24 protein-coding genes and 1 tRNA gene are annotated in these 24,803 nt (G+C 64.9%); 12 read left to right on the forward strand and 13 right to left on the reverse strand.

Going from position 1 to position 24,803, the window contains the following annotated elements:
* The first annotated feature begins 3 nt into the window (after nucleotides 1-3).
* From MYCSP_RS16390 to MYCSP_RS16400, 3 genes are all read left to right on the forward strand, one after another.
* Nucleotides 4-1,215, forward strand: coding sequence for an acyl-CoA dehydrogenase family protein (locus tag MYCSP_RS16390; protein ID WP_030096980.1), 1,212 nt, complete (start codon nucleotides 4-6; stop codon nucleotides 1,213-1,215).
* A 145-nt stretch (nucleotides 1,216-1,360) separates the two neighbouring features.
* Nucleotides 1,361-1,861 carry a hypothetical protein gene (locus tag MYCSP_RS16395; protein WP_070909643.1) on the forward strand — a complete coding sequence of 167 codons (501 nt, stop codon included), beginning with the start codon at nucleotides 1,361-1,363 and terminating at the stop codon, nucleotides 1,859-1,861.
* 2 nt (nucleotides 1,862-1,863) lie between these two features.
* Nucleotides 1,864-2,286, forward strand: coding sequence for a TIGR03668 family PPOX class F420-dependent oxidoreductase (locus tag MYCSP_RS16400; protein ID WP_083013585.1), 423 nt, complete (start codon nucleotides 1,864-1,866; stop codon nucleotides 2,284-2,286).
* Here MYCSP_RS16400 and MYCSP_RS16405 read toward each other — a convergent pair.
* On the reverse strand, nucleotides 2,273-4,345 hold the full coding sequence (locus tag MYCSP_RS16405; RefSeq protein ID WP_162266252.1) for an acyl-CoA synthetase: 2,073 nt from the start codon (nucleotides 4,343-4,345) through the stop codon (nucleotides 2,273-2,275). The two genes, MYCSP_RS16400 and MYCSP_RS16405, sit on opposite strands and share 14 nt — an antisense overlap.
* A 243-nt stretch (nucleotides 4,346-4,588) precedes the next feature.
* Nucleotides 4,589-4,885 carry a hypothetical protein gene (locus MYCSP_RS16410; protein ID WP_083013672.1) on the reverse strand — a complete coding sequence of 99 codons (297 nt, stop codon included), beginning with the start codon at nucleotides 4,883-4,885 and terminating at the stop codon, nucleotides 4,589-4,591.
* Between the two features lie 52 nt (nucleotides 4,886-4,937).
* On the opposite strand from MYCSP_RS16410, the gene MYCSP_RS16415 reads away from it, so the two are divergent.
* On the forward strand, nucleotides 4,938-5,384 hold the full coding sequence (locus tag MYCSP_RS16415; RefSeq protein WP_083335722.1) for a Clp protease N-terminal domain-containing protein: 447 nt from the start codon (nucleotides 4,938-4,940) through the stop codon (nucleotides 5,382-5,384).
* A 6-nt stretch (nucleotides 5,385-5,390) separates the two neighbouring features.
* Here MYCSP_RS16415 and MYCSP_RS16420 read toward each other — a convergent pair whose 3' ends face one another.
* Nucleotides 5,391-6,197 carry a hypothetical protein gene (locus MYCSP_RS16420; RefSeq protein WP_083013587.1) on the reverse strand — a complete coding sequence of 269 codons (807 nt, stop codon included), beginning with the start codon at nucleotides 6,195-6,197 and terminating at the stop codon, nucleotides 5,391-5,393.
* A gap of 141 nt (nucleotides 6,198-6,338) precedes the next feature.
* Between MYCSP_RS16420 and MYCSP_RS16425 the strand changes: the two genes are divergently transcribed.
* Nucleotides 6,339-6,698: an MmpS family transport accessory protein gene (locus MYCSP_RS16425; protein WP_088414399.1), complete on the forward strand. Its 360-nt coding sequence runs from the start codon at nucleotides 6,339-6,341 to the stop codon at nucleotides 6,696-6,698.
* A gap of 21 nt (nucleotides 6,699-6,719) precedes the next feature.
* Here MYCSP_RS16425 and MYCSP_RS16430 read toward each other — a convergent pair whose 3' ends face one another.
* From MYCSP_RS16430 to MYCSP_RS16445, 4 genes are all read right to left on the reverse strand, one after another.
* Nucleotides 6,720-7,046: a cupin domain-containing protein gene (locus tag MYCSP_RS16430; RefSeq protein ID WP_083013588.1), complete on the reverse strand. Its 327-nt coding sequence runs from the start codon at nucleotides 7,044-7,046 to the stop codon at nucleotides 6,720-6,722.
* Nucleotides 7,047-7,143: 97 nt separating this feature from the next.
* Nucleotides 7,144-7,217, reverse strand: a tRNA-Met gene (locus MYCSP_RS16435).
* A 133-nt stretch (nucleotides 7,218-7,350) separates the two neighbouring features.
* Complete coding sequence (locus MYCSP_RS16440) at nucleotides 7,351-10,317, reverse strand: UPF0182 family protein (protein WP_070909629.1); 2,967 nt, start codon at nucleotides 10,315-10,317, stop codon at nucleotides 7,351-7,353.
* Between the two features lie 123 nt (nucleotides 10,318-10,440).
* Entirely contained in the window at nucleotides 10,441-11,475 is a 1,035-nt protein-coding gene (locus MYCSP_RS16445; protein WP_070909626.1) for a YlbL family protein, read from the reverse strand.
* Between the two features lie 62 nt (nucleotides 11,476-11,537).
* Between MYCSP_RS16445 and MYCSP_RS16450 the strand changes: the two genes are divergently transcribed.
* The 6 genes from MYCSP_RS16450 to MYCSP_RS16475 all read left to right on the forward strand — a co-directional run bounded on the left by MYCSP_RS16450 (nucleotide 11,538) and on the right by MYCSP_RS16475 (nucleotide 18,554).
* Nucleotides 11,538-11,954 carry a thiol-disulfide oxidoreductase DCC family protein gene (locus tag MYCSP_RS16450; protein ID WP_070909624.1) on the forward strand — a complete coding sequence of 139 codons (417 nt, stop codon included), beginning with the start codon at nucleotides 11,538-11,540 and terminating at the stop codon, nucleotides 11,952-11,954.
* A gap of 69 nt (nucleotides 11,955-12,023) precedes the next feature.
* Nucleotides 12,024-13,391 carry a zinc-dependent metalloprotease gene (locus MYCSP_RS16455; protein ID WP_088414401.1) on the forward strand — a complete coding sequence of 456 codons (1,368 nt, stop codon included), beginning with the start codon at nucleotides 12,024-12,026 and terminating at the stop codon, nucleotides 13,389-13,391.
* An 89-nt stretch (nucleotides 13,392-13,480) separates the two neighbouring features.
* The gene (locus MYCSP_RS16460) at nucleotides 13,481-14,356 is read left to right on the forward strand and encodes a hypothetical protein (RefSeq protein WP_088414403.1); all 876 of its coding nucleotides are present in this window, start codon (nucleotides 13,481-13,483) and stop codon (nucleotides 14,354-14,356) included.
* Between the two features lie 49 nt (nucleotides 14,357-14,405).
* Entirely contained in the window at nucleotides 14,406-15,755 is a 1,350-nt protein-coding gene (locus MYCSP_RS16465; protein ID WP_070909617.1) for an ABC1 kinase family protein, read from the forward strand.
* A gap of 55 nt (nucleotides 15,756-15,810) precedes the next feature.
* Entirely contained in the window at nucleotides 15,811-17,142 is a 1,332-nt protein-coding gene (locus MYCSP_RS16470; RefSeq protein ID WP_083013594.1) for an ABC1 kinase family protein, read from the forward strand.
* 62 nt (nucleotides 17,143-17,204) lie between these two features.
* Nucleotides 17,205-18,554: an ABC1 kinase family protein gene (locus tag MYCSP_RS16475; protein WP_083013595.1), complete on the forward strand. Its 1,350-nt coding sequence runs from the start codon at nucleotides 17,205-17,207 to the stop codon at nucleotides 18,552-18,554.
* Nucleotides 18,555-18,621: 67 nt separating this feature from the next.
* On the opposite strand, the gene MYCSP_RS16480 is transcribed toward MYCSP_RS16475, so the two are convergent.
* From MYCSP_RS16480 to MYCSP_RS16495, 4 genes are all read right to left on the reverse strand, one after another.
* Complete coding sequence (locus MYCSP_RS16480) at nucleotides 18,622-18,906, reverse strand: WhiB family transcriptional regulator (protein WP_083335787.1); 285 nt, start codon at nucleotides 18,904-18,906, stop codon at nucleotides 18,622-18,624.
* 166 nt (nucleotides 18,907-19,072) lie between these two features.
* The gene (locus MYCSP_RS16485) at nucleotides 19,073-19,291 is read right to left on the reverse strand and encodes a hypothetical protein (RefSeq protein ID WP_083013596.1); all 219 of its coding nucleotides are present in this window, start codon (nucleotides 19,289-19,291) and stop codon (nucleotides 19,073-19,075) included.
* A gap of 176 nt (nucleotides 19,292-19,467) precedes the next feature.
* Nucleotides 19,468-20,292: a dienelactone hydrolase family protein gene (locus tag MYCSP_RS16490; protein WP_070909606.1), complete on the reverse strand. Its 825-nt coding sequence runs from the start codon at nucleotides 20,290-20,292 to the stop codon at nucleotides 19,468-19,470.
* Nucleotides 20,293-20,348: 56 nt separating this feature from the next.
* Complete coding sequence (locus MYCSP_RS16495; protein ID WP_083013597.1) at nucleotides 20,349-22,418, reverse strand: ATP-dependent DNA helicase UvrD2; 2,070 nt, start codon at nucleotides 22,416-22,418, stop codon at nucleotides 20,349-20,351.
* A gap of 91 nt (nucleotides 22,419-22,509) precedes the next feature.
* Between MYCSP_RS16495 and MYCSP_RS16500 the strand changes: the two genes are divergently transcribed.
* A complete protein-coding gene (locus MYCSP_RS16500; protein ID WP_083013598.1) occupies nucleotides 22,510-22,782 on the forward strand; it encodes a mycoredoxin in 273 nt (90 codons plus the stop codon).
* An 11-nt stretch (nucleotides 22,783-22,793) separates the two neighbouring features.
* Here the strand turns inward: MYCSP_RS16500 and nudC are convergent, their stop codons facing one another.
* A complete protein-coding gene (nudC, locus tag MYCSP_RS16505) occupies nucleotides 22,794-23,705 on the reverse strand; it encodes an NAD(+) diphosphatase (RefSeq protein WP_083013599.1) in 912 nt (303 codons plus the stop codon).
* Nucleotide 23,706: 1 nt separating this feature from the next.
* A complete protein-coding gene (locus tag MYCSP_RS16510; RefSeq protein ID WP_070909602.1) occupies nucleotides 23,707-24,792 on the reverse strand; it encodes a potassium channel family protein in 1,086 nt (361 codons plus the stop codon).
* Nucleotides 24,793-24,803: the final 11 nt, after the last annotated feature.

A 24,803-nucleotide genomic window follows, 5' to 3' on the forward strand; every position in this document is an offset into this window, starting at 1 on the left:
TCCATGGCAATCAATTTGGAACTCCCCAAGAAGTTGCAGGCCGTTCAGGAGAAGGGGCACCAGGGCGCTGCCGAGCTGGTGCGGCCGATCTCTCGCAAGTACGACCTGGCCGAGCACACCTACCCCGTCGAACTGGACACCCTGGAGACGCTGTTCGCCGGCGTCACCGCAGCCGGGACGTTTGCCTTCGCCGGCGCCGAGGCCTTCCGCGCCGAGGAGAACACCGAGAAGCAGAACGTCAACGGCGCCAACATGTCCGCGCTGCTCAACGCCCTCGAAATGAGCTGGGGCGACTGCGGCCTGCTGCTGACCATCCCCTTCCAGGGCCTGGGCAACGCCGCCGTATCGAGCGTGACGACCAAGGAAGACGCCGACAAGTTCGGCAAGGTGTGGGCCGCCATGGCCATCACCGAGCCCGGTTTCGGGTCGGACTCCGCCGCGGTCACCACCACCGCAAAGCTCGACGGTGACGAGTACGTGATCAACGGCGAAAAGATCTTCGTCACCGCGGGTTCACGCGCCACCCACATCGTGGTGTGGGCCACGCTGGACAAAACCAAGGGCCGTCCCGCCATCAAGTCCTTCCTGGTGCCGCGCGAGCACCCCGGAGTGACGATCGAGCGTCTCGAGGAGAAGCTCGGCATCAAGGCATCCGACACCGCGGTCATCCGCTTCGACAATGCCCGGATCCCCAAGGACTACATCCTGTCCGACCCGGAGATCAACACCGAAAAGGGCTTCGGCGGTGTGATGAGCACCTTCGACAACACCCGTCCGATCGTGGCGGCCATGGCCGTGGGCGTGTCGCGGGCCTCGCTGGAGGAACTGCGCAAGATCCTCGAAGACGCGGGCATCGAGATCTCCTACGACCGGCCGGCGCACGCTCAGCACGCGGCCGCCGCCGAGTTCCTGCGCATGGAAGCCGACTGGGAGTCGTCGTACCTGCTGACCCTGCGCAGCGCATGGCAGGCCGACAACAACATCCCCAACTCGATGGAAGCGTCGATGGCCAAGGCCAAGGCCGGCCGCGTCGGCAGCGACGTCACCCTCAAGGCCGTCGAGATGGCCGGTACCACCGGCTATTCCGAGCGCACCCTATTGGAGAAGTGGGGCCGCGATTCGAAGATCCTGGACATCTTCGAGGGCACCCAGCAGATTCAGCAGTTGGTGGTCGCCCGCCGTCTGCTGGGGCTGAGCTCCGCAGAACTCAAGTGATGCACTGATCAAGATCCATTGCGGCCCTTCCGGGATTCATCCGGAGGGGCCGCAGTGGATTTCTACGAGCCAGCTGAGCGAAGCCTGGCAAAGCCAGCTAAGCTCCCGTTTCTATCGACGTGATACTTCATCTTGTGGAGGACATATGTGGGTTCGGTCAGGTCTGCTTGCCACGGCGAGCTGTTCTCTCATCGCATTCGGCGCCGGCGTGCCGGCCGCCAACGCCGATGAGTCGACCTGCGCTGCCATCGACCAGATGTCGAAGGCAGTCGACGATCCAGCCAACAACGGCCCGATCGTCACCGAGGCCCTGATGTATCTGCGCGCCGACAATCCCGCCTACTCCGGCCTGGACCGTCAGGTCGAGGCCGTCGGCCAAGCCCGCGACATGTGGGGACGCGTCAACGACGGCGTCCGCGCCAACCTAGACGGTGTCACCGAGCCGGGTGCGCGCCAACAGCTCACCGCTTACGCCGACGGGCTTACCGGCGCCTACGACCTCTCCGGGACCTGGCTGGCCGCCACCCCCGAGGTGCGCTCCTCCCCCGAGATCGTCGATCGCGGCGCCGCGGTCGGCGGACTGTTGTTCGACGGCGTCAACAACTTCCACGTGCTGGCCAACATCTGCAACGGAGGCGCGCGCTAGGCGTGCGACTCGACCCCGCCGACGCACGCGGCCGCTTCCACGAGGCGGCAGTGGCACGGCTGGCAACGGTCAACGAATCCGGTGCGCCGCACCTGGTTCCAGTGACCTTCGCCATCGCCGACGACGTCATCTGCTGGGCGGTTGATCACAAACCGAAGTCACACAACGACTTACAACGCCTACGGAACATCACCACGAATCCCGCGGTGAGTTTCCTGGCAGATCACTACGACGAGGACTGGGCCACGCTGTGGTGGGCGCGCGCCGACGGCATCGCGCGCGTGCTCCATGCACCCGACCCCACATGGATCACCCTGCTGGCCAACAAATATCGGCAGTATCGCCAGACGCCGCCGACGGGACCCATGGTGCTGACCGACGTGTCCCGCTGGAGCGGATGGGCGGCCTCGCCTACTCGGGCCTGATCCCGTCACGCTCGCAGTCGGCGAGCAGTAGCCGCTTGATGACCTTACCGGTCGACGTACGCGGCAGCGCCTTGACGAAGTACACGTCGCGCGGCACATGGAACTTGCTGAGCCGGTTCTTGATGAAGGCGCGCACCATGTCGCCGTCCAGACCAGCGTCCTTGTGCCGCACCACGAATGCCGACAGTCGCTGGCCAAAGTTGTCATCGGAGGTTCCCACGACAGCCACGTCGGCCACCTGCGGCAGGAAGGACAACGCGTCCTCTACCGGCCGGGGAAACACATTTTCGCCACCGGAGATGATCATCTCGTCATCGCGACCGTCGATGTACAGGCGTCCGTCGGCATCCAGGTGACCCAGATCGCCGGTGTCCAACAGACCGTTCACCGACGCCGGTGACGGGTCCGCGACATATCCCTCGAACAGCATCTCGTTACCGACGAAGATCCGGCCGGTGACACCGCGCGGCACCGGCCGCCGGTCGACGTCCAAAATCGCGATCGTGGTGCCCAACGGCGGCCGCCCCACCGTGGTGGGGGCAATCGCCAGGTCCTCGGGATCGGCGATGGTGGCCCAGGACACCTCGGTAGAGCCGTAGAAGTTGTAGAGCACCTCACCGAACGCCTCGGTAAACCGCTGTACCAGTGAGGCATTCAGCGGCGATCCACTGCAAGCGACCAGCCTCAGGCTCGATGTGTCGTATTTCTGGCGCACCTTGGCCGGCAGGTCGACGATGCGCTGCAACATGATGGGAACGGCGATCATCGTGGTCACCTTGCGGGTGGCGATGGCGCGCAGACATTCCTCTGGATCGAACTTCTCCTGCAGGATGACCGTCGCCCGCAGCGGTGTGCTGATCTGCAGGCAGCCCAGCCCCCAGGCATGGAAGATGGGCGCCGAGATGAGCATGGTCTCGTTCATCTTCATGGGCATCCGCGAAAGCATCGCCGCGATGACGGCGAACCCGCGCGGTGTCGGCCGCAACGCCCCCTTGGGCGTTCCGGAGGTTCCCGAGGTTTGCACCACCTGGTGGCCGGGCCGGGTGGGCGGCAACACTCCCGGCTTGTCGGCTACCACGAAGTCATCCAGCCCACGGCGCCCCTGGATGGCGCTGCGCCGGCCGGTGCTGACGAGTTCGACCTCCCACGGCACGTACCTGACGAGTTCGTCGAGCTCGTCGTCCACGAACACCTTGGTGAGGTTGTTACGCGCCACAGCAATCTGAATCTGGGTTGCTGCAAGCGCGTTGTTGAGCAACATCACGTCGACGCCGAGCATCCCGAAGGCAATCAGGCACTCAACCATGGCAATGTTGTTGCGAGCCAGCAGGCCAATCTTGGATGTCTCGTTGATGCCGTCGCGCATCAGACCCGTGGCCAGCCCCTCGGCGCGACGGTCAAGTTGCTCGAAGGTCAACTGTCCGGCGTCGTCGGCGATCGCGAGCTGTTTGGGAGCGCGCGCCGCCGCGGCCGCGTACCCACCCTGCAGGGTGAATCCCCACCGCGCCAAGGAACCCAGCTGGCGAAGACCACGGTCGGGCCGCGGGATGCGCACCACGCCCACACCGACCATCAGCCGGGCGATGCTGACTTGAAGATTTCCGCTATCACCCGAATTGGAGACGGTAGAAGTAGGCGCGCCGGACAGATAGTCATCGATTTTGTCCAACCCGTCCATCAACCATTGATTGACGGCCACGCTCGGCTTCTTGATACCGGCAGGCAGGACCGAGGCTGCCCGCAACACCGTGACGCGGACCCGGGTCTGTGCAGAACGCTCCTCGAACAATCGGACCGAGATCAACCCGTCGTTGTCGACACCCTCGATCGCGAGGCTCTCCTTGGTGTTGCTGAGAATCAGCCGAACACGAGCTTTGGTCTTGGCGGCCAGCACCAGGTATTCGGGATCGGGGCCCGCCTCAGTGCTCTCGATCAAGGTCTCACAGGAACCGACCCCGGTAAAGAACATGGGGTACATGTCGGGTGAGCTGATGAGCTCCCACACAAGCCCGCGCGGGTGCCTGAGCAACTTGTCGCAACTAATTACATCAGCGACCATAACAATAGTCCTACCTGGGGTTTTCGGTCATGCACCGCGCGAGCGTACCCGATGACACGCATCACTGCCCGGGAACCGTTGTGGTTCTTGTCACTGGCGTAATCAGATTGCCGAGCACAGGCTCGGGCGAATTGTCCGCAGCTCCGGCGGGGTACCCACGCCCCGGCAAATGGCCGACCGCGCACCCCTCGGTGACGCCGATCGGTTCGCTGACCAGATCCCCATGGGATCGCTGGCCGCTCCCTAGATGTGCGGAGCCTCGCGGATCTTGCTGCTGTCGTTCCCGAGCGTCTTGCAGTACATCGTGACGGAGGTGCGCGTGGCAGAGATCTCCAGATTCGACGCGTCACGGCCGCGCTGATCCTTGAGCATCTTGCTCACCGCATCGTTCTGCTTCTGCTCCTCGGCGGCGATGAAGTCCTTGCACTTGGTGTCGCCGCCCTGGTTGATGACGCCAGAGCATCCCGCCAACAGGGCAACTGCCGCGAAACCGGTTCCTGCCAACACCTTCAGAGCGCTCATGCCGTGACAGTAGCTCATCACCGCACCCGGCTCCGGCAAGATGTACGTTGAGGCGGAGATAGGGAGGGTCATGTTCCATCTGTTCAACGAGCGCTCACGGCAGGTCATCGTGATCGCGCAGGAGGAAGGGCGCGAACTCCAGCACAACTACCTCGGAGCAGAACACCTCCTGTTGGGTCTGGTCGGCGAGGGCACGGGCCTGGGTGCCCGACTGCTCGCGACGGCCGGGGTCCGTTACGAGAACGGGACACGGGTCGTGCAGCAGATCGCCCCGCCGAGCCAGGAAGCACCGACCGAGAAAATATCGTTCACCCCCGGAGCCCAACGGACCCTCGAACTGGCGGAGACCGCGTCAACAAGCAGGCGTCACACCGAGATCTGCACTGGGCATCTACTTCTCGGACTCGTCGATGCAGCAGACCCCGTCATCATCCAGATCTGGGAGCGGCTCAACGTGGATGTTCTCGACCTCTGGGACAACGTGCGCGCACATCTGGACGAGAACCTCGGCGACTAGGCGCGGCTAGGCGTAGGCGGGCCGTGACTGCGCGGCGATACTCTTCTCCCCCGCGCTGGCGGCCCGCCGCAGGGCCCCGTACTCACCGATGTATCCGGCCAGACTGCCTACCGCAGGCAGCATTCCCAGATAACGGAAAATCGGCTTGGGCTGTGGCCGCTTCTCCAACTCATCCCCGATGGCCCGCAAGATGCCCGCGAGGTGCCAGAGCGTGCGGGCCAATGCGAACGGCGACCAGCTCCGCGGCGTCTCCGGCTCCTGATCGTCGGCGCCGGCCAGCGCCTCGTCACCGAGGGTGCGGTTGCACAGCACCTTCGCCAGCAGGCGCACCTGCTCGGGATGACTATCGATTCCGAGCTCGCGTGCGATGGCGACCAACACGATGGCCTGATTGGAAAAACCGAGCAGATCCTGCACCGGCAAGCGCGCCGCGAGCACACCGAAAATACCTGGGAATGCGACGAATACGGTGTTGACGGCGCCCACGCGCTGCACCCACCAATGCGCCTTCCCGCGGGTGTCCAGCTTGTCCCATGCCTTGGTGCCGGGGGTGGTAGCCGTGTTCAGGGCGCACGCCAGAGCATCCAGCGCCTTGTCGACCACGCCGTCGCCCGCGCCCAGCTCATAGGTGCGTTCCTTGAGGCCGAACGGATCGGACTCCGAGAGCACGGTGAGTACGGGGTTGATCACCCGGACCGCACGGCTCAGCGCGTCGGCGATATCGGCATCGGAAAGCACGGCGTTAGGCAATGCGATGAGACCCATATGCCCATCATCTCGCGACGGATGCCGATGCGCGCGACGGGGATCGATTCCCGCGAACTCAGATCGTCAAATGGCCACGGCGTGAACGTGATCGAGCGTACTGTTCCCTCAGCACAACAAGTTACAACAAGATAAGGATGGGCAATGAAGCTCACGGCCTCGATCCCTCAGAACCAGGAGGGCTGACTCGTGGCACTCGCAGCAACCGTGATCACCGCCTGCACCGCGGCGGTCGGCGCGACGGCATTCGGCGCTTCCCTCGCCATCACCCCGCAGCCTCCGGACACCGTCCTCTACGTCATCAGCTCCGATCGCCCGATCACGGCCATCACCTGGAGAGACAGCCTCGGGCACATGCGTGATCAGCCCGTCGACGGCATCCAGCACACCTGGGCCTGGACCTTCACCAGCGATATCTCCGATCCGCCGTACTTCGTCAGCGCCGAATCCGCCGGGGCTCCGGTGACGTGCCGCTTGATCGTCAACGGCAAGGTCAAGGTCGAGGACACCGCCGACGGCCAGCACCCCACCGCCACCTGCCACGGGTAAGGCGAATACCCGCCAACCGGCTCAGCGACGCTTCGCGACGGTGAGCAGGACCGCCGAATCGGCTAATGCCCGCAGTGAGTGCCGGGAATCCGGGATCTCGATGAGGTCACCGGCACGGCCGTCCCAATGCTCGTCTCCGGCCACCAGACGGACCGAGCCCTGGATGACGTAGATGGTGGCCTCACCCGGGCTCTCGTGCTCGCCGAGTTCTGAACCTTCGCGTAGTGCGATCACCGTTTGACGCAACACCCGTTCGTGGCCGCCGACAACGGTCTCTGCGGCATTGTGGCTGTTGTTGGTGCGCTCGAACAGCTGCCGTATCAATGCTTCGATCGAGCGCTTCTGCATACCTGTCATTCCATGCCTCGGCGGCAGGCGCGTCAAGTGGCGGACCGGGAAATGAAGACGGCCCCCGGAGTCAGACTCCGGGGGCCGTCTTACCTAGTAGCGGGGACAGGATTTGAACCTGCGACCTCTGGGTTATGAGCCCAGCGAGCTACCGAGCTGCTCCACCCCGCGGCGGTGAACACGAGGTTACCGGTCGCAGTGCGCTGGCGCCAAATCGTTTACCTGGCCTGCACGTTCTCGGCGCTCGGCAGTGGCTTTGGCCCTGCCACTTGTGCTTTCACGCGGTGGCAGGGACCAGCCCGTCCTACTTGGCCTGTGTGAACTTCGTCATCGCGTCGTCCAAGCTCTTGAGGGCCTGTCCGTACCGCGCGAAGTCGCCACTCTTCTGAGCGTCCTTCACCTCACCGATGGCCCGCTGAACCTCCTGCAGCGCGGCGGCCTTCGCCGAGGACAGCTCCGAGGAGCCCGCAGGCGGCACGACCACCGGCGGGACGATCGGCACGTTCTGGCCGCTCGGCGGCGGCGGGTTGACCCCGCCGGGTTCGGCGGCCGGAGCGGTCGCCGTCGCACCGGCACCCGGCCCGAACACCATGTCCAGCGCATCCCTGACCGTGGTGGCGTAGCCGACCTTGCCGTTGTAGAACATGCCCACACGGATCAGGCGCGGATACGACGACTGATCACCCTGGCCCGGCGAGGCGTACAGCGGCTCGACGAACAACAGTCCACCGTTGGCCACCGGCAGGGTCAGCAGGTTGCCCCATTTGAGGATGTTCTGGTTCTTGATGATGCCGACGTGCGAGGACACCTGGTTGTCGGTGGTGATCGCGTTGTTCACCAGCTTGGGGCCCTGCACGGTGCCGGGAACCGTCAAAACGGTTATCTTCCCGTAGGTTTCGGGGTCGGAGCTGGCACTGACGTAGGCCGCCAGGAAATCACGCTGGAAACGGTTCAGCGCGCTGGTCAATTGGAATGACGCCGAATTGTCGTTCTTCGTAATGTCTTTCGCGACGATGTAGTACGGCGGCTGCGATCCGGTGGGCGCGTTCGGGTCATCGGGCACCTGCCAGAAATCACTGGTGGAGAAGAAGGTCACCGGATCATTGACGTGGTACCGCGCCAGCAGCGTCCGCTGCACCTTGAACAGATCTTCCGGGTAGCGCAGATGCCGCGCGAGGTCCGAGGAGATGTCGCTCTTCGGCTTCACCGTTCCCGGGAAGATCTTCATCCACGCCTTGAGCACGGGGTCCTTCTCGTCCTGCTGGTACAGGGTCACCGTGCCGTCATAGGCATCGACCGTCGCCTTGACGGAGTTGCGGATGTAGGAGACCTGCTGATTGGGCAGCGCTCCCCCGGTCCGGCCCACCTGGCTGTCAAAGGTGGCCTCCGACAACGACGTCTGCTGCGAGTACGGGTAGTTGTCCAGGGTGGTGTAGCCGTCCACGATCCAGACCATGCGCTTGTCGACGATCGCCGGGTAGGTACCGCTGTCGACCGTCAGCCATGGCGCCACAGCCTCCACACGCCGACTCGGATCCCGGTTGAACAGAATCTTGCTGTTGTCACCGATCACATTGGAGAACAGGAAGTTGCGCTCGGCGTACTTAAGCCCGAAGACCGTCCGCGCCAGTGCACCGCCGACGGGAACCCCGCCGGTACCGGTGTAGGTGCTGTTCTTGGTTCCGGAATTGTTCTCGTAGTCGTACTCACGGTCGTCACCGTTCTTGCCGACGATCGCGTAGTCGTTGGTATCGCTGGCGATGATGGGGCCGTAGTAGACGCGCGGCTGCGCCAATTGCGCCGGGCCGTCGGAGAGCACCTTGCCGTTGTCGTCGACGGCGTTCACCAGAAACTCCGGGTACCCGCCGTTCTCGTCGGGCTTGTCGGCAACCCCTCTGACGGTGTTGGCCGGGGCCGCGATGAATCCGTTGCCGTGGGTATACACGGTGTGCCGGTTGATCCAGTCGCGCTGGTTGTCACGAAGTTTGGCCGGATCGAGCTCGCGCGCGGCGACCACATAGTCACGCAGCGAGCCGCTCTTGTCCTGATACCGGTCGATCGACAACGAATCCGGGAAGGCATAGAAGTTCTTGCCCTGCTGCAACTGTGTGAAGGCCGGGCTCACGATGTTGGGGTCGAGTACACGGATGTTGGCGATGGTGGATCGATCGGCGGCGACCTGCTTGGCCAACTGCTCGCTACCGGTGGGAGCCGATGCGGTGCCGCTGTAGTCGCGATAGGTGACCACGTCATCGGTCAGACCGTAGGCATCGCGCGTCGCCTTGATGCTGCGCGCGATGTACTCGCTCTCCTTCTGCGCCGCATTGGGTTTGACACTGAACTGCTCGACGATGAGCGGCCAGCCCGCACCGACCACCAACGAGGACAGCAGCAGCAGCGCCAGGCCGATCGCGGGAATCCGCAGATCCTTGAGCACCAGCGCCGAGAACACCGCGACCGCGCAGATGACCGCGATGGCCAGCAGGATGAGCTTGGCCGGCAGCACCGCGTTGATGTCGGTGTACCCGGCACCGGTGAACGGCTTACCGGCCCGCGTGTGCGAGAGGAGCTCGTACCGATCGAGCCAATAGGCGGCGACCTTCAGCAGCACCAGGATTCCGGCGAGCGTCACCAGCTGGATGCGGGCGGGCCGCGACAGCGTCCCGGAGCGGCCGGACAACCGGATACCGCCAAAGATGTAGTGCACCAAGGCGTTGACGAACAGCGCGATGAACACCGCGATGAACAGGTAAGTCAGTACGAATCGGTAGAAAGGCAGCTCGAAGGCGAAGAAGCCGAGGTCCAGGCCGAACTGCGGGTCCTTGATGCCGAAATCGCCGCCCTCCAGGAACAGCTGCACCGGCATCCAATAGCTTTGGGCCACAACACCGGCCAGCACTCCGATGAGCACCGGAACACCGATGACGAACAGGCGCACCCGCGACAGGATCAGCGCCCGGTACTGCGCCAGCGCGTCACCGGGCCCCTTGGCGGGCACGAACACCGGCCGCGCCCGGTACGCCAATCCGAAGCCCGCGAAAACCACAGCACCGACCAAGGTCCCGACGATCAGGAACAACGCGAGGCGGGTCAGCAGCACGGTAGTGAAAACACCACGGAATCCGAGCTCGCCGAACCACAGCCAGTTGATGTAGGTGTCGACCAGGCGTGGGCCGATCAACAACAACACCACGATCACCAACGCCGCGGCGACCAGGCGCCGGCTCCGTCGGGTCAGTCGTGGCAGAGCCCCATTTGGCCGCATTCCCACGTCGCTACGCTCCTCGTCGAGTGTTTCTGAGAGTGTCGAACCGCTCAATATTCGCTAGAAACCCAGTCCCACTGTAGCCGCAGAACAGCGGGGTCAGTCCTGCATCGATAGTGGTGAGGCTCGCTAACAACTGGGCGCTTGATCGCCACGATTGAGGGCATTGAGTCCGTCGACGGCTTCGGTCAGGGTGCCCGCCTTGACCAGGGTGAGCCCCTGCCCGCCATCCGTCTTCGCCTCGGCGCAATTGGCCGCGGGTACCAGAAACACCGTCGCTCCAGCGTCTTTGGCGGCAAGCATCTTGTGCGTGATCCCCCCGATGGGGCCCACCTTTCCGTCGGCGTCGATGGTCCCCGTGCCGGCGACGAACTTCCCGCCGTCGAGCTCGCCCGGCGTCAGCTTGTCGATCACCGCGAGACTGAACATCAAACCGGCCGACGGCCCACCGATGTTGGCCAGATTGAAATCGATGGTGAAGGGCGCCCAGGGCGCCTGGACCACGCCGACCCCCAGGAATCCATAGTCACGATCCGCGTTCTTGCCGAGCGTGATCTTCACCGGTTCCGTCTTGTCGCTGCCCTGCGTGTTCTTGCGCTTGTAGTCCAGCGTCACCTCGTCGCCCGGCTTGGTTGCCTTGAGCTGCCCGGTGAACTCCTCAAGCGTCGCGACCGGGTGCCCGTTCACGGCGGTGATGGCGTCGTTCTCCTGCAACTTGCCTTTGGACGGTCCCTCATCGCTGATGGTCAGCACGGTCACCGCCGACGGGTACTTGAGGTATCCGAGCGCCGCGAACTCCGCGCTCTCCTCCGACTTCTTGAACTCAAGGTCGTTCTCCTTGTCCACCTGGTCCTTGGACCGATCAGGTGGATACACCACGTCGCGGGGAACCAACTGCTCACGACCGCTCGCCCACAACCGCAGCGCATCGGCCAGGGTCAGCGCATCGCGCTGGGAGACCGTCGTCATGTTGAGGTGACCGGACACCGGGTCGACCTTGGTGCCCTTGATGTCGACGACTTCCTTGCCCTCGACCGTTCCGAGGGTGTTGAACGTCGGGCCCGGGCCCAGCGACACGAACGGCACGGTGATCACCGACATCAACAACCCGAAGGCGATGATCGGGACGAGCGCGACCAGCAACGTCGCAACGCGGCGATTCATGCCTGCACCCTATGGCAACGACCGATCAGCACCCCGCCGGTAGTCTCCAAGGTGGAGGTTCGATGAGCGAGCATGCCCCCGTCCTGCTGTACGACGGCGTGTGCGCACTGTGCAACGGTGCGGTGAAGAAGATCCTGCGCGACGACGAGGTCGGCACAATGCGGTTCGCCGCGCTCGACAGCGAGTACGCCAGGCAGGTGATCGGTCGGCATCCCGAACTCGCGGGCGTCGACTCCTTCGTGATCGTCGACAACCCGGGCGAGCCCACCGAGGGAATTCACATCCGCTCCGACGCCGTGCTCCGCGTCATCGACTACCTGGGCGGCACCCGGCGGGCCCGGCTCATCGGGCTCCTGGTCCCCCGACCCCTCCGCGATGCCGCATACCGCCTGGTGGCGCGTATCCGGTACCGGATGTTCGGCAAGTACGACACCTGCCCGGTTCCACCACCCGAGGTCCGCGCACGGTTTCTGGCCTGATCCCACCCAAAGGCGGCACGTTCACTGACAGCGTGATCGGGCCGCCTCTACCGGCGGTACCGTGGAGATATGGCTGACCTCCCCTTTGGATTCGCTGCCGGCGACGACCCCGATCGTGAACCGGGCGACGCCGGACGCGGCTCCTCGGGCTCGGGCCCATCGGGAGCGGACCCCTTCGGCTTCGGATCCGGTGGATTCAATCCCGCCGATCTGGGCCAGATCTTCACGCAGTTGGGCCAGATGTTCAGCGGTGCGGCCGCCAGCGCGACCAGCGGCCAGCCCGCGGGTCCGGTCAACTACGACATCGCCCGGCAACTGGCCTCAAGCTCAATCGGTTTCGTCGCGCCCATCACCGAGAGCACCACATCGGCCATCACCGACGCGGTACATCTGGCCGATACCTGGCTCGACGGTGCCACCGCCCTGCCCGCCGGTACCACCCGGACCACGGCATGGACCGCGACGGACTGGGTAGACAACACCCTGGAGAACTGGAAGCGGCTGGTCGACCCTGTGGCCGAACAGATTTCGGGCATGTGGGCGGCGAGCCTGCCCGAAGAGGCGCAGAGCATGGCCGGCCCGCTGTTGGGCATGATGACCCAGATGGGCGGCATGGCCTTCGGATCTCAGCTCGGCCAGGCCCTCGGCCAGCTGTCCCGAGAGGTGTTGACCTCCACGGACATCGGACTGCCGTTGGGACCGCGCGGAACTGCTGCGCTATTGCCGGAGGCCATCGAATCGTTCTCGGAGGGCCTCGAGCAGTCCAAAGGCGAGATCATGACCTTCCTGGCGGCCCGAGAAGCCGCGCACCATCGCCTGTTCAGCGGGGTGGGCTGGCTGACCATCCGGCTGATGGACACCGTCGAGCAGTACGCCAAGGGCATCTCGATCGACATGAGCGCCATCGAGGAAGCCGCACGCGGCTTCAACCCCGCCTCGCTGGGCGATCCGTCCGATATGGAACAGCTGCTATCCCAAGGCATTTTCGAGCCGAAGACCACACCGCAGCAGGAGCAGGCCCTGGAGCGGCTGGAGACACTGCTGGCCCTGGTCGAGGGCTGGGTGCAGACGGTGGTGACCGACGCGCTCGGCGACCGCATCCCCGCCACCGCGGCCCTCAGCGAGACCCTGCGGCGCCGCCGCGCCACCGGTGGCCCGGCCGAACAGACCTTCGGAACCCTGGTGGGCCTGGAGCTGCGCCCACGCAAGCTGCGTGAGGCGGCGGATCTGTGGCGCAGACTCACCGACGCCGTCGGCGTGGACAAGCGTGACGCGGTCTGGGCGCACCCCGATCTGATGCCCGATTCCAGCGACCTGGACAGTCCTGCCGCATTCATCGATCGGATCGTCGCGGGCGACACCGACGCCGTCGACGATCCGATCGCGCAGATCGAGAAGCTCGATCCGGGGCCCCCCGGGGAGAACCGAGAAGACTGAGAAATCGGCGCGTGACCGCTCCGCGCTGGTCAGCGGCCGAATCGGGCTGTGGATAAACGGCTTTAGATCAGCTTTGGCGCGGGCCGGATATGCCACTGTGGGTCATGTCCAGCGAGCCGACGTTCACCCTCGATCCGGCCCGTCCCGTGCTGCCACGCCCGGACGACGGTGTTCAGATCGGTTGGATGCCGCGCCACGCGGTGATCGTGCGCCCCTCGACGGCCGCTCCGGCCCAGGCAGTGCGACGACTACTGAACTCGCTGACCGATGAACTGACCTGGGGGCAGATTCTCAACCTCCAATGTGTCAAGGACTTTCACGATGCCGAGGACATCCGGAAACTGCTGGATGAGTTGGTCGACGCCGGCGCGGTCATTCGCAGGACCCCAACCGATGCGGTCGCATCGCCGGTGATCCGGATCGTCGGTCGCGGCCCGATTTCCGACGCCCTGTCCGAGGCACTGCGACATACCTCGGCACGCCTCCAGCGCTCAACGCAGTCGGCGCATGGAAAATCTTGGCAATACGTGCATTTGGCGATACTCGCGGACGATCTGATTGTCGACACCCGATTACTGCGCACGCTGACCGAGGCCGAGGTTCCGCACCTATCCGTGCGGGCACGCGACGGTACCGGGCTGATCGGGCCGATGGTCCTACCGGGTATCACCAGCTGCCTGGAATGCGCCGACCGGCATCGCAGTGACCGCGACGAGCAGTGGCCCGCGCTCGCGGCTCAGCTCACCGGAACCGTCGGCATCGCCGCACCGGCCACCGTGCTGGGCACCGTCGCGGTGGCGCTCGCACAGATCGATCGCGTGTTGTCGGCATTCCGAGGCCAAGCGCCCGGACCGTTGGTGACGCTCAACGCGACACTCGAACTCGACCTGGCGACCCACGCGCTGACCGCCCGGCATTGGACTGCTCATCCGCTGTGCCCCTGCGGGGCCTTCCCTGGAAATTGACGAAGACCCACTTTTTGTTAACTTCATCACGACCGGGCATGATGTGCACATGGCAGAGATTCGTCGTGGCCGCGCCGCACGCGCCGCAAAACTCGCATCGCTTCCGGCCGGAATCGCGGGCCGCGCCGCGCTCGGTGTGGGCAAGCGGCTGGCCGGTAAATCCAAGGACGAAGTCAACGCCGAGCTCGTAGAGAAGGCCGCCGAACAACTGTTCCAGGTGCTGGGCGAGCTCAAGGGCGCGGCCATGAAGATCGGCCAGATGCTCTCGGTGATGGAGGCCGCCATCCCGCCGGAGTTCGGTGAGCCCTACCGGGAGGCGCTGACCAAGCTGCAAAGTGATGCGCCGCCGCTGCCCGCCGACAAGGTCCACCGTGTCCTCGATGCCCAGCTGGGCACGAAGTGGCGCGAAAGGTTCCAGTCCTTCGACGACAAACCCGTCGCCTCGGCGAGCATCGGCCAGGTACACAAAGCCATCTGGAAGGACGGCCGCGCGGTCGCGGTCAAGGTGCAATACCCGGGCGCCGACGAGGCCGTCCGCTCGGACCTGAAAACCATTCAGCGACTCTCCTCGTTGTTCAAACAAGTGGCCCCGGGTGCCGATATCAAGGGCATCGTCGACGAGCTGATCGAGCGCACCGAAGAAGAACTCGACTACCGCATCGAAGCCACCAACCAGCGCACCTTCGCCAAGGCCTTCAAGGGCGACCCCGAGTTCTACGTGCCATCGGTCGTCGCTTCCTCCCCCAAGGTGATCATCACCGAGTGGATGCAGGGCCGGAAGCTCTCGGAGATCATCGCCAAGGGAACCGAAGAAGAGCGCAGCAGGTGCGCGCACCTGCTGCTGGAGTTCAGCATCAGCTCGCCCTACCGGTGCGGCTTGCTGCACGCCGATACCCACCCCGGAAATTTCATGCTGCTGGAAGACGGCCGGTTCGGCGTCATGGACTTCGGCGCGTGTGCCTCCCACGAGGGCGGCCTGCCCGCCGGCTTCGGACCGATCCTGCGTCTGGCCCGCGACGAGAAGTGGGAGGAGCTGACCGAGGTGTTGCGTTCGGAGGGCTTCATCCCGCCGAGCGCGACATCCGTCTCTCACGAGGAGGTCAACTCCTACCTTGAGCCGTATATCGAGCCGCTGAATCACGAGACCTTTCACTTCAGCCGCAAGTGGCTGCAACGACTCACCGCCAAGGCCACCGATTTCCGCAGCGAAGAGTTCCTGGAGTCGTTCAAGACCAGTCGCCAGATGAACCTGCCGCCGAACTACCTGATGTTCTTCCGCGTCCTCGGTGGCCTCATCGGCATTGCCGCACAGCTGGACGCCCCGGTAGATTACGCGGCCATCATCGACAAATGGGTCCCGGGTTTCCACGAGGACAGCAAGACTCCGGCCACCACGTAGACCACAGGAAAACCCGCGTTGTCAGAATCGCGCCGCCCCCGGCATGATGTAACGCATGGCTGAGATCCGCCGCGGCCGCGCCGCACGCGCCGCAAAACTGGCATCCCTGCCGGCAGGCATCGCCGGACGCGCCGCACTCGGCATGGGGAAACGTCTGACCGGTAAGTCCAAGGACGAGGTCAACGCCGAGATGATGGAGAAGGCGGCCGAGCAGCTGTTCCAGGTGCTCGGCGAACTCAAGGGCGCGGCCATGAAGCTCGGGCAGGCGTTGTCGGTGTTCGAAGCCGCCATTCCCCCCGCCTTCGCCGAACCCTTCCGGGAAGCCTTGACGAAGCTGCAAAGCGACGCACCCCCGCTGCCCGCCGACAAGGTCCACCGCGTCCTCGATGCCCAGCTCGGCACCAAATGGCGCGAACGCTTCCAGTCCTTCGACGACAAACCCGTCGCCTCGGCCAGCATCGGCCAGGTACACCGCGCCGTCTGGAGCGACGGGCGCACGGTCGCAGTCAAGGTGCAGTACCCGGGCGCCGACGAGGCGGTGCGCTCGGATCTGAAAACCATGCAGCGGCTGGCATCGTTGTTCAAGCAGATCGTGCCCGGCGCGGACGTCAAGAGCATCATCGACGAACTGATCGAGCGCACCGAAGAAGAACTCGACTACCGCATCGAGGCCACCAACCAACGGGCCTTCGCCAAGGCGTTCAGAAACGATCCCGAGTTCTACGTCCCGGCAGTCGTGGCCTCGGCACCCAAGGTCGTCATCAGTGAATGGATGCAGGGGCGCAAGCTCTCCGAAATCATCAGCAGCGGAACCGAAGACGAACGCAACGAGTGCGGGCGCCTGCTGTTGAAGTTCACCGTCAGCTCGCCGTACCGGTGCGGGTTGCTGCACGCCGACACCCATCCCGGAAACTTCATGCTGCTGCCCGACGGGCGTCTGGGCGTCATGGACTTCGGTGCCGTCGCCACCCACGAGGGCGGATTTCCCCCCAACCTCGGACCCATCTGGCGCCTGGAGCGTGACGGCGTGTGGGACGAGCTCATCCCTCTGATGCGCGAGGAAGGATTCATCCCACCGCGCACCGAGGTGTCCCCCGATGAGATCGACGAGTACCTCAAGCCGTTCATCGATCCGCTGAGGTCCGACGAGTTCCACTTCACCCGGAAATGGATGCAGCGCGTGGCCGCCAAATCCAGCGATGTGCGCGGTGCCCAGTTCCAGACCGGCCGGCACCTGGACCTACCACCGGTTTACCTCATGATGTTCCGGGTTCTCGGAAGCCTCTCGGGCATCCTGGCCCAGCTCGATGCGACGGTCCCCTATGCCCGAATCATCGGCGACTGGGTTCCCGGCTTTCGCGAGGACGAGCCCGTCGCCGCCAGCTAGCAACAGCTAGCATTCCGTGAAGACGTGGGGCAACGACGCCGCACTGAACGATATGAGGTGACATGGCAGATATTCGCCGCGGTGGACTGAGCCGGATGACCAAACTGGCAAGCCTGCCGGCAGGCATGGCCGGGCGCGCGGTCCTCGGAGTGGGCAAACGCCTGACCGGCACCTCTGCCGACGAGGTCAACGCCGAACTCTTGGAGAAGGCCGCCGACGAGCTGTTCAACGTGCTCGGCGAGCTCAAGGGTGGCGCCATGAAGGTCGGCCAGGCCCTGTCCGTGATGGAGGCGGCGATACCGCCGCAGTTCGCCGACCCGTTCCGCGAGGCCCTGGTCAAGCTGCAGAGCGAGGCGCCTCCGCTGCCTGCGGCCAAGGTTCATCGCGTCCTCGACGCGCAGCTCGGCACCAAATGGCGCGAACGGTTCCAGTCCTTCGACGACACTCCGGTCGCCTCGGCCAGCATCGGCCAGGTGCACAAGGGCATATGGAAGGACGGCCGCGAGGTGGCCGTCAAAATCCAGTACCCCGGCGCCGACGACGCGCTGCGCGCCGATCTCAAGCTCATCCAGCGGATGACGCCGCTGGCCAAACAGATTGCGCCCAAAGCAGATATCGACAGGCTGGTGGCCGAGATCAGCGACCGCATCGAGGCTGAACTCGACTATCGGCAGGAGGCGTCCAATCAGCGCGCATTCGCGAAGGCCTTCGCCGACGATCCTAAGTTCTTTGTACCGGCGGTGGTGGCCAGTGCACCCAAGGTGATCATCGCCGAGTGGATGGAGGGCCGGCGGCTCTCCAAGATCATCGCCGAAGGCACTCGGGAGGAACGAGACTCAGCCGGCGCCCTGATGCTCGAATTCACGGTGAAGTCACCGGAGAAGGTGGGGCTGGTGCATGCCGACCCGCACCCGGGAAACTTCATGCTGCTCTCCGACGGACGCTTCGGCATCATCGACTTCGGCGCCGTCTCCGAGCATCCCGGTGGCGTTCCGCCCGAGTTCGGCGAGGTACTGTGCTGGGCGCGTGATGAGCAGTGGGAGCAGGTGATTCGGCTCATCAAGCAGCTTGGGTTCATGCCGCCGGAGGTTCAACTGTCCGGGGATCAGGTGATGGACTACATCAGGCCGCTGTGGCCCTATGTCGATCCGCTGCGCTCAGGCGAATTCCATTTCACCCGTGAGTGGTTCCAGCAGGCCGCGGTGGCATCCACCGATCTGTTGGACGAGGGATTCGCCGATCGGTTCAAGCTGGCGCGCCAGATGACGGTGCCGCCGGGCTACGTGATGCTGCTGCGCACACTCGGCGGGATGATCGGCGTACTGGTACAGCTGGACGCGCACGTGAACTACGCGGCGATCGCCGAGGAATGGATGGCGGGGTTCTTCCCGCCGAATGCGAAACCGGCCTAAACGCAATGCTCCCCACCGCCTGATGGCGATGGGGAGCATTGGTTGTCGAGACGTTCGACGGGCCGCGTCATGCCGCGGCGGGATCTGCGTCAGGCAGCGGGTTCTTGCGCGGGCGTCCACGCGGCCGCTTACGCGCCACGATGGCTCCCTGCTCCAAGATCTCCCCACCCCAGACGCCCCACGGCTCCGCGCGATCCAGCGCAGCGGCCAGGCACTGCGACCGGATCGGGCAGTCCGCGCACAGCGCCTTGGCCCGCTCCAGGTCAGCGGGGCTTTCGGCGAACCACAGGTCCGCATCCGCTACATGGCACGGCAGGGCACGTCTTCGGGCCTCCACTTCGACGGTCATCATGTGTCCGTTCACCTGCTTCCTCATCGGTTCTCGTAACTGCTGGTCTCGTATCGGTGTCTTGTCGATCGAGATCCGTCAGCCACGTCTGAGGTTGAGGCTCAAACAAATGTGGCCACGGATCCCGGTGGTGTCGGGTCCGTGGCCTGGGAGGCGGTTGAGGGGCTACCTAGATGTATCCCCTATTCACGGACGCGACATTCGCGGCTTCGGCGGCGACGGCGCGGTGCTTAATCGCGGAAGCCGAGCCGGCCGGCACCATGCCAGCCACCGCCGGCTTGGCAGCGGCGGCACGCGTCTGGAGCGACGGCGGAGCGATCGGCGATACGACAAAGGCACCATGGGCATCACGCCACAAGGTGTCTCCGTAATTGGTGGGTGTATTCATCGCTCCTCCTTCCGTCTACTCGCTCGTGAACAGGTCTGGTTCGGAATCCTCACGAATTCCTGTAGCCAAGAGTAAAAGGTCGTCTATCGGTTGACAAGTTATTTTTGACCTGCGGCGATACTTCAAAACCAGTTTGTTCGAACTGGCATCTTTTCAGCCGAAATCGACGGACTCCTCTACACAGAGGTCAGCAGCCGGGCGCGGAACAAATCCAGTACCTGATCGAGCGCCGCACGCGTCGGTTGGCCGGGTTCATCGATGAGGTGTTCGGTGACCACCGAATGCGGGGGCATCGGCGAGCCGGGACGAGCTGCCTCGCCGGGCAATTCGATGGCGATGAACCCATCGCCCAGTTCTTCTCTGAGGAACTGGAAACGCTCGGCGGGCACCAGCTTGTCGGTGGTGAAACGCATGCCGATCACCTTGAGCCCGTCATGCTGGCAGCGATGCTTGACCTTCTGCAGGTCCGCCGGCGAGATATCGATGTTGCGCCGCGCCTTCTTGGTGAGCCCGAACGGCAACGAGGGCTGCGACAGCACGGGTGCCAGCAGCCGGTCGTCGGCCGCCATGGCCAGTGCGTAACCACCGGTGAAGCACATACCGATGGCACCCACCCCGGGGCCGCCATTGCGCTCATGCTCGTTCTGAGCCAAGGCGCGCAGCCACGCCACCACGGGAGAACTCTTTCCTGTGGCCAGCACCGTGAACTCGCGGCTCACACAACCGCGGAACATCGACGACGCCATGTAAGTGCCGGTGCGCAACCAGCCATCGGCCTTGGGATCCACGCTCTGACCCGGATTGCCGAACAGGTGCGGCATCACGGCGGTGCACCCGATGTCGGCCACCTTGCGCGCGAAGTCGGCGACCTTGGGGCTGATTCCTGGCATCTCGGCGATGACGATCACCGCAGGTCCACTGCCCTTTCTCAACACGATCTTGGTATCGCCCTCGTGAGTGAAGGTGCCTGCTTCGAAATCGCGGAGGTCATCGTCGGCCATGGGGCGAGCCTAGGACGAGTTGACGCTCGGCGCTAGACACGTGTTGAACAAGGAATCTACGAGGATCGGGCGCGCACCAACCGCAGCACCTCGGGGCCGTACTGCTCCAGCTTGCGGGCTCCTATCCCCGGGATGGCCACGAGTGCGGCGTCGTCACCGGGAAGCAGTTCGGCGATGGCGATCAGTGTGTTGTCGGTGAAGACCACGAACGCCGGCACCTTCATCTCCTTGGCCGTCTTGAGACGCCAATCCTTCAGTGCGACAAGAAGTTCCTCGTCGATATCGGAGGGGCAGCTCTCACAGCGCCGCAGCAGTACCGCCGCCGGTGTGCTCAGCGCCGCGTTACAGATCCGGCACCGCGCACCGCCGCCCCGGCGCCTCGGCGTGGACGCCGCGGGAAGTTGCGCAGTAGGAGCAATTCCGTTGAGGAATCGCGAATGCTTGCGCGACCTGCGGCCACCGGCCGCCCGGGCGAGTGCCCAACTCAGATTCAGATGCACACGCGCGCGGGTGATCCCGACATAGAGCAGGCGGCGCTCCTCCTCGACCGGCTCGATATCTCCGGCGCGCGACAAGGCATGCGAGATGGGCAGGGTGCCGTCGGCCAGGCCCACCAGGAACACCGCATCCCACTCGAGACCCTTTGCCGCGTGCAGTGAGGCCAGGGTCACGCCCTGCACGGTCGGTGGGTGTCGCGCCTCGGCCCGTACCCGTAGTTCACGAACGAGCCCCGGCAGGTCCAGCTCCGGCTGACGAGCACACTCTTCCTCGGCGAGTTCGACGAGGGCGCGCAGCGATTCCCACCGCTCACGCGCCTGGGTGCCGTGCGGCTCTTCTTCAGACAATCCCAACGGTTCCAGGATCTCCCGAACCTGTTGCGGCACCGGTATCTCTGCACTCTCCCGGTCCGCACCGCGCTGCAGAGCCACCAGCGCCTGACGCACCTCCTGGCGCGTGAAGAACCCTTCACCGCCGCGCACCTGGAACGGTATGCCGGCCTCGGTGAGCGCCTCCTCATACACCTCCGATTGCGCGTTGATCCGGTACAGCACCGCGACCTCGGATGCCGGAGTTCCGGATTCAATCAGTGCCGCAATCGATTTTGCGACCGATTTGGCCTCTGCGGCCTCGTCGTCGTGTTCGGAGAACCTGGGGGCCGGCCCCTGCGGCCGCTGGCCGATGAGTTGCAGCTTGCTGCCGGCCACCCTGCCCTGCGCGGCCGCGATCAGCCGGTTGGCCAGCGAAACAACTTGCGGGGTCGAGCGATAGTCGCGTTCCAGGCGGACCACTGTGGCGTCCGGGAATCGACGAGAGAACCCGAGCAGATATTGCGGGGTGGCTCCGGTGAACGAGTAGATGGTCTGGTTGGCATCACCGACGACCGTCAGGTCGTCGCGGGGACCGAGCCAGGCGTCGAGCACCCGCTGCTGCAGTGGGGTGACGTCCTGATACTCGTCGACGACGAAACAGCGATAGCGGTCCCGGAATTCGTCGGCGACGGCCGTGGAATTCTCGATGGCGGCCGCGGTGTGCAACAGCAAGTCGTCGAAATCGAGCAGGGTCGACCCGTCGGGTCTCGCCTTCAGCTTCTCGTAGCTCGCGTAGACCTTGGCGACCTGTTCGGCCGGAACCGGCGTGTCCCGCGTGAACTGGGCGGCGGCCACCGGGTAGGCCTCCGGACTGATCAAAGACGCCTTGGCCCATTCGATTTCACCGGCGAGATCGCGCACGGTATCGGTGGTGGTGCTCAGCTTCGCGCGGTTCGCAGCCTGGGCGACCAGCGTGAACTTGCTGTCGATCAGCTCCCAACGGGTATCGCCGACGAGCTGTGGCCAGAAGTACCGCAGCTGACGCATGCCGGCGGCGTGGAAAGTGACGGCCTGCGCCGATCCGACACCGAGGTCGCGCAGCCGCCCCCGCATCTCCCCTGCCGCCCGCTGAGTGAAGGTGACCGCCAGGATCTGGCCGGCGGCGACGTGACCCGATTCGACCAAATGCGCGATGCGATGGGTGATGGTGCGCGTCTTGCCGGTCCCGGCCCCCGCGAGCACGCAGACTGGGCCGCGTGGCGCGGTGACGGCGGCGCGCTGCTCGTCGTCGAGACCATCAAGCAGGGAGCGCGCCACCCGGTCATCTTCGCAGCAACTGCCGACAAGGCCCCGCCCCCACCCCGCTGTTGACAGATCTCACACCCCCGAAGGAACACCCCTGCGGGGTATGACGTTGAATGCCGATGTGACTACAGCGAGCGATTCCGGCCTGATCATGTACTCCACCACCTGGTGCGGCTACTGCCGTCGACTGGAGACGCAGCTGAAGGCCGCCGACATCGACTACACCAAGGTCGACATCGAGCAGGATCCGGCCGCGGCCGACTACGTCGCGAACGTCAACGGAGGCAACCAGACGGTGCCGACCGTGAAGTTCCCGGACGGCAGCGCGCTGACCAATCCGTCGCTGGCCCAGGTGAAGGCCAAACTCGGCGTCTAGTCCTGTGGCGTCTAGTCCTTGGCGTAGGCCCAGGATTCGACGATCTCCCGGGCGATCGAGATCGAGCCCGGGAGCATCAGCCGCGAGTCGGAGGCCGTGGTCCAATCCCCCAGTTCCAGGGCCGCGCGCACCTCGTCGCGGGTGAACCAGTCCGCCTCGGCGATCTCGCCGTCATTGAACGAGAAGGGCTGCGACGGGTCACCGATCGCGTGGAAACCCAGCATGATCGACCGCGGGAACGGCCACGGCTGGCTGCCCAGATATTGCACGTCGGTCACCGTGAGGCCGACTTCCTCGGCGATCTCGCGGGCCACGCATGCCTCGAGTGATTCGCCCGCCTCGACGAATCCGGCCAGCAGCGAGAACATCCGCTCCGGCCAGAACTTCTGACGACCGAGCACCGCACGGTCACCGCCGTCGTGCACCAGACAGATGACGGCCGGATCGGTGCGCGGGAACTCTTCCTGCCCGGTCGCCGAGTTCACCCGAACCCAGCCGCCCTTGGCGGGCGTGGTGGGCGATCCGTCGACAGGGCTATAGCCGGCGCTGTCATGCCAGGCGAGCATCGCCATCGCGGTGGCCAGCAGCGCCGCACTGGTGTCATCGAACAACTCACCGGAGCGGCGCAGGTCCAGCAGCGGTGCGCTGTCGTCGTCGAGCTCGGCACGCACGGCCCACACATGGCGACCGCCCTGGATGCGCCCCAGGAACACGGCGTGCGCGGGCGGTCGATCGCCGGTGCGCACCGCATCCTCCAGAACCACCTGGCCGTCGACGATGTTCACCCGGCCGCGCACGTCCAGGGTGATCAGCCCGGCCTCGGCCCAACCCTTGATCAGTTCGTCGGGGTTGGAGCGCAGTTCGTCGGCACGATCCAGCCCGACGCGCGAGAGCAGCGGGACATTGCGAAGACGAAAAGTCATGTCAAGCCCCGGCGTTGCGAACGTAGAGCAGACGGTCGGTGGCCTCGATGGAATCGACCTCGGGAGCGTCCACACGGTGCAACGTGCCGTCGCGCACCACACCCAGGACGATGTCCGAGAGATGCCGCGGTGAGCCACCGACCTCGCTGCGCTCCACCTCGCGTTCGGCGATCGCGAACCCGGCCTCCGGAGTCAACAGATCCTCGATCATCTCGACGACCCGCGGAGTCGAGGTGGCGATGCCCAGGAGTCGTCCGGCCGTCTCCGAGGAGACCACCACCGAATCGGCGCCCGACTGACGCAGCAGGTGCACGTTCTCGGCCTCACGGATCGCGGCAACGATCTTGGCGGTGGGGGCCAGCTCGCGGGCGGTGAGCGTCACCAGCACCGAGGTGTCGTCCCGGTTGGCGGCCACGATGATCGACTTGGCGTTCTGGACGCCCGCGAGCCGCAACACGTCCGATTTGGTGGCGCTGCCTCGCACCGTCACCAGGTCTGAGGCGGCCGCGGCATCCAGGGCCATCTGGTCTTCATCGACGACCACGATTTCTGCCGGGGCGGCACCGTCGGAAAGCATCGCCTGAACAGCGGTCTTCCCTTTGGTTCCGTATCCGACGACAACGGTGTGGTTGCGCACGCGGGCCCTCCATCGCTGGATCTTCAGTGCTTGACGCGAACGTTCGGTGAGTGCTTCGACTGTGGTGCCGACCAGAACAATCAGGAACAACAGCCGCAGCGGGGTGATCACCAGGATGTTCACCAGCCGCGCGCCTTCGGTGTACGGGGTGATGTCTCCGTATCCGGTCGTCGAGAGCGAGACGGTGGCGTAGTAGAAGCAATCCAGGAAGCTGAGCGGATCGCTCTCCTCCGGGGTGGACGCGACATCGCGGTAACCGCCGCGGTCGAGGTACACCACGATGACGGCGGCGAACAGTGTTCCCACCGCGATGAGGATGCGTTTGCCGATGGCCCGCCACGGGCTGGCCGCGTTTTCGGGGATACGCAGAACACCGACCAATGCGTGATCTGGCTGTGCGGTCAACGCCTGGTCAATGCCACGAAACCGCTGGCGGAGCTTACCTGCCATATGCCGATCGC

Origin of the sequence: Mycobacteroides saopaulense, assembly GCF_001456355.1 — a bacterium.
Taxonomy (GTDB): domain Bacteria; phylum Actinomycetota; class Actinomycetes; order Mycobacteriales; family Mycobacteriaceae; genus Mycobacterium; species Mycobacterium saopaulense.

What these genes read in the sequence shown, in the direction of transcription:
- MYCSP_RS16390 (WP_030096980.1), top strand. Translation starts at nt 4, where the DNA reads ATGGCAATCAATTTGGAACTCCCCAAGAAGTTGCAGGCCGTTCAGGAG.
- MYCSP_RS16395 (WP_070909643.1), top strand. Translation starts at nt 1,361, where the DNA reads ATGTGGGTTCGGTCAGGTCTGCTTGCCACGGCGAGCTGTTCTCTCATC.
- MYCSP_RS16405 (WP_162266252.1), bottom strand. Translation starts at nt 4,345, where the DNA reads ATGGTCGCTGATGTAATTAGTTGCGACAAGTTGCTCAGGCACCCGCGC.
- MYCSP_RS16410 (WP_083013672.1), bottom strand. Translation starts at nt 4,885, where the DNA reads ATGAGCTACTGTCACGGCATGAGCGCTCTGAAGGTGTTGGCAGGAACC.
- MYCSP_RS16415 (WP_083335722.1), top strand. Translation starts at nt 4,938, where the DNA reads ATGTTCCATCTGTTCAACGAGCGCTCACGGCAGGTCATCGTGATCGCG.
- MYCSP_RS16430 (WP_083013588.1), bottom strand. Translation starts at nt 7,046, where the DNA reads ATGCAGAAGCGCTCGATCGAAGCATTGATACGGCAGCTGTTCGAGCGC.
- MYCSP_RS16445 (WP_070909626.1), bottom strand. Translation starts at nt 11,475, where the DNA reads ATGAATCGCCGCGTTGCGACGTTGCTGGTCGCGCTCGTCCCGATCATC.
- MYCSP_RS16450 (WP_070909624.1), top strand. Translation starts at nt 11,538, where the DNA reads ATGAGCGAGCATGCCCCCGTCCTGCTGTACGACGGCGTGTGCGCACTG.
- MYCSP_RS16455 (WP_088414401.1), top strand. Translation starts at nt 12,024, where the DNA reads ATGGCTGACCTCCCCTTTGGATTCGCTGCCGGCGACGACCCCGATCGT.
- MYCSP_RS16460 (WP_088414403.1), top strand. Translation starts at nt 13,481, where the DNA reads ATGCCACTGTGGGTCATGTCCAGCGAGCCGACGTTCACCCTCGATCCG.
- MYCSP_RS16465 (WP_070909617.1), top strand. Translation starts at nt 14,406, where the DNA reads ATGGCAGAGATTCGTCGTGGCCGCGCCGCACGCGCCGCAAAACTCGCA.
- MYCSP_RS16470 (WP_083013594.1), top strand. Translation starts at nt 15,811, where the DNA reads ATGGCTGAGATCCGCCGCGGCCGCGCCGCACGCGCCGCAAAACTGGCA.
- MYCSP_RS16475 (WP_083013595.1), top strand. Translation starts at nt 17,205, where the DNA reads ATGGCAGATATTCGCCGCGGTGGACTGAGCCGGATGACCAAACTGGCA.
- MYCSP_RS16480 (WP_083335787.1), bottom strand. Translation starts at nt 18,906, where the DNA reads ATGATGACCGTCGAAGTGGAGGCCCGAAGACGTGCCCTGCCGTGCCAT.
- MYCSP_RS16485 (WP_083013596.1), bottom strand. Translation starts at nt 19,291, where the DNA reads ATGAATACACCCACCAATTACGGAGACACCTTGTGGCGTGATGCCCAT.
- MYCSP_RS16490 (WP_070909606.1), bottom strand. Translation starts at nt 20,292, where the DNA reads ATGGCCGACGATGACCTCCGCGATTTCGAAGCAGGCACCTTCACTCAC.
- MYCSP_RS16500 (WP_083013598.1), top strand. Translation starts at nt 22,510, where the DNA reads ATGACGTTGAATGCCGATGTGACTACAGCGAGCGATTCCGGCCTGATC.
- nudC (WP_083013599.1), bottom strand. Translation starts at nt 23,705, where the DNA reads ATGACTTTTCGTCTTCGCAATGTCCCGCTGCTCTCGCGCGTCGGGCTG.
- MYCSP_RS16510 (WP_070909602.1), bottom strand. Translation starts at nt 24,792, where the DNA reads ATGGCAGGTAAGCTCCGCCAGCGGTTTCGTGGCATTGACCAGGCGTTG.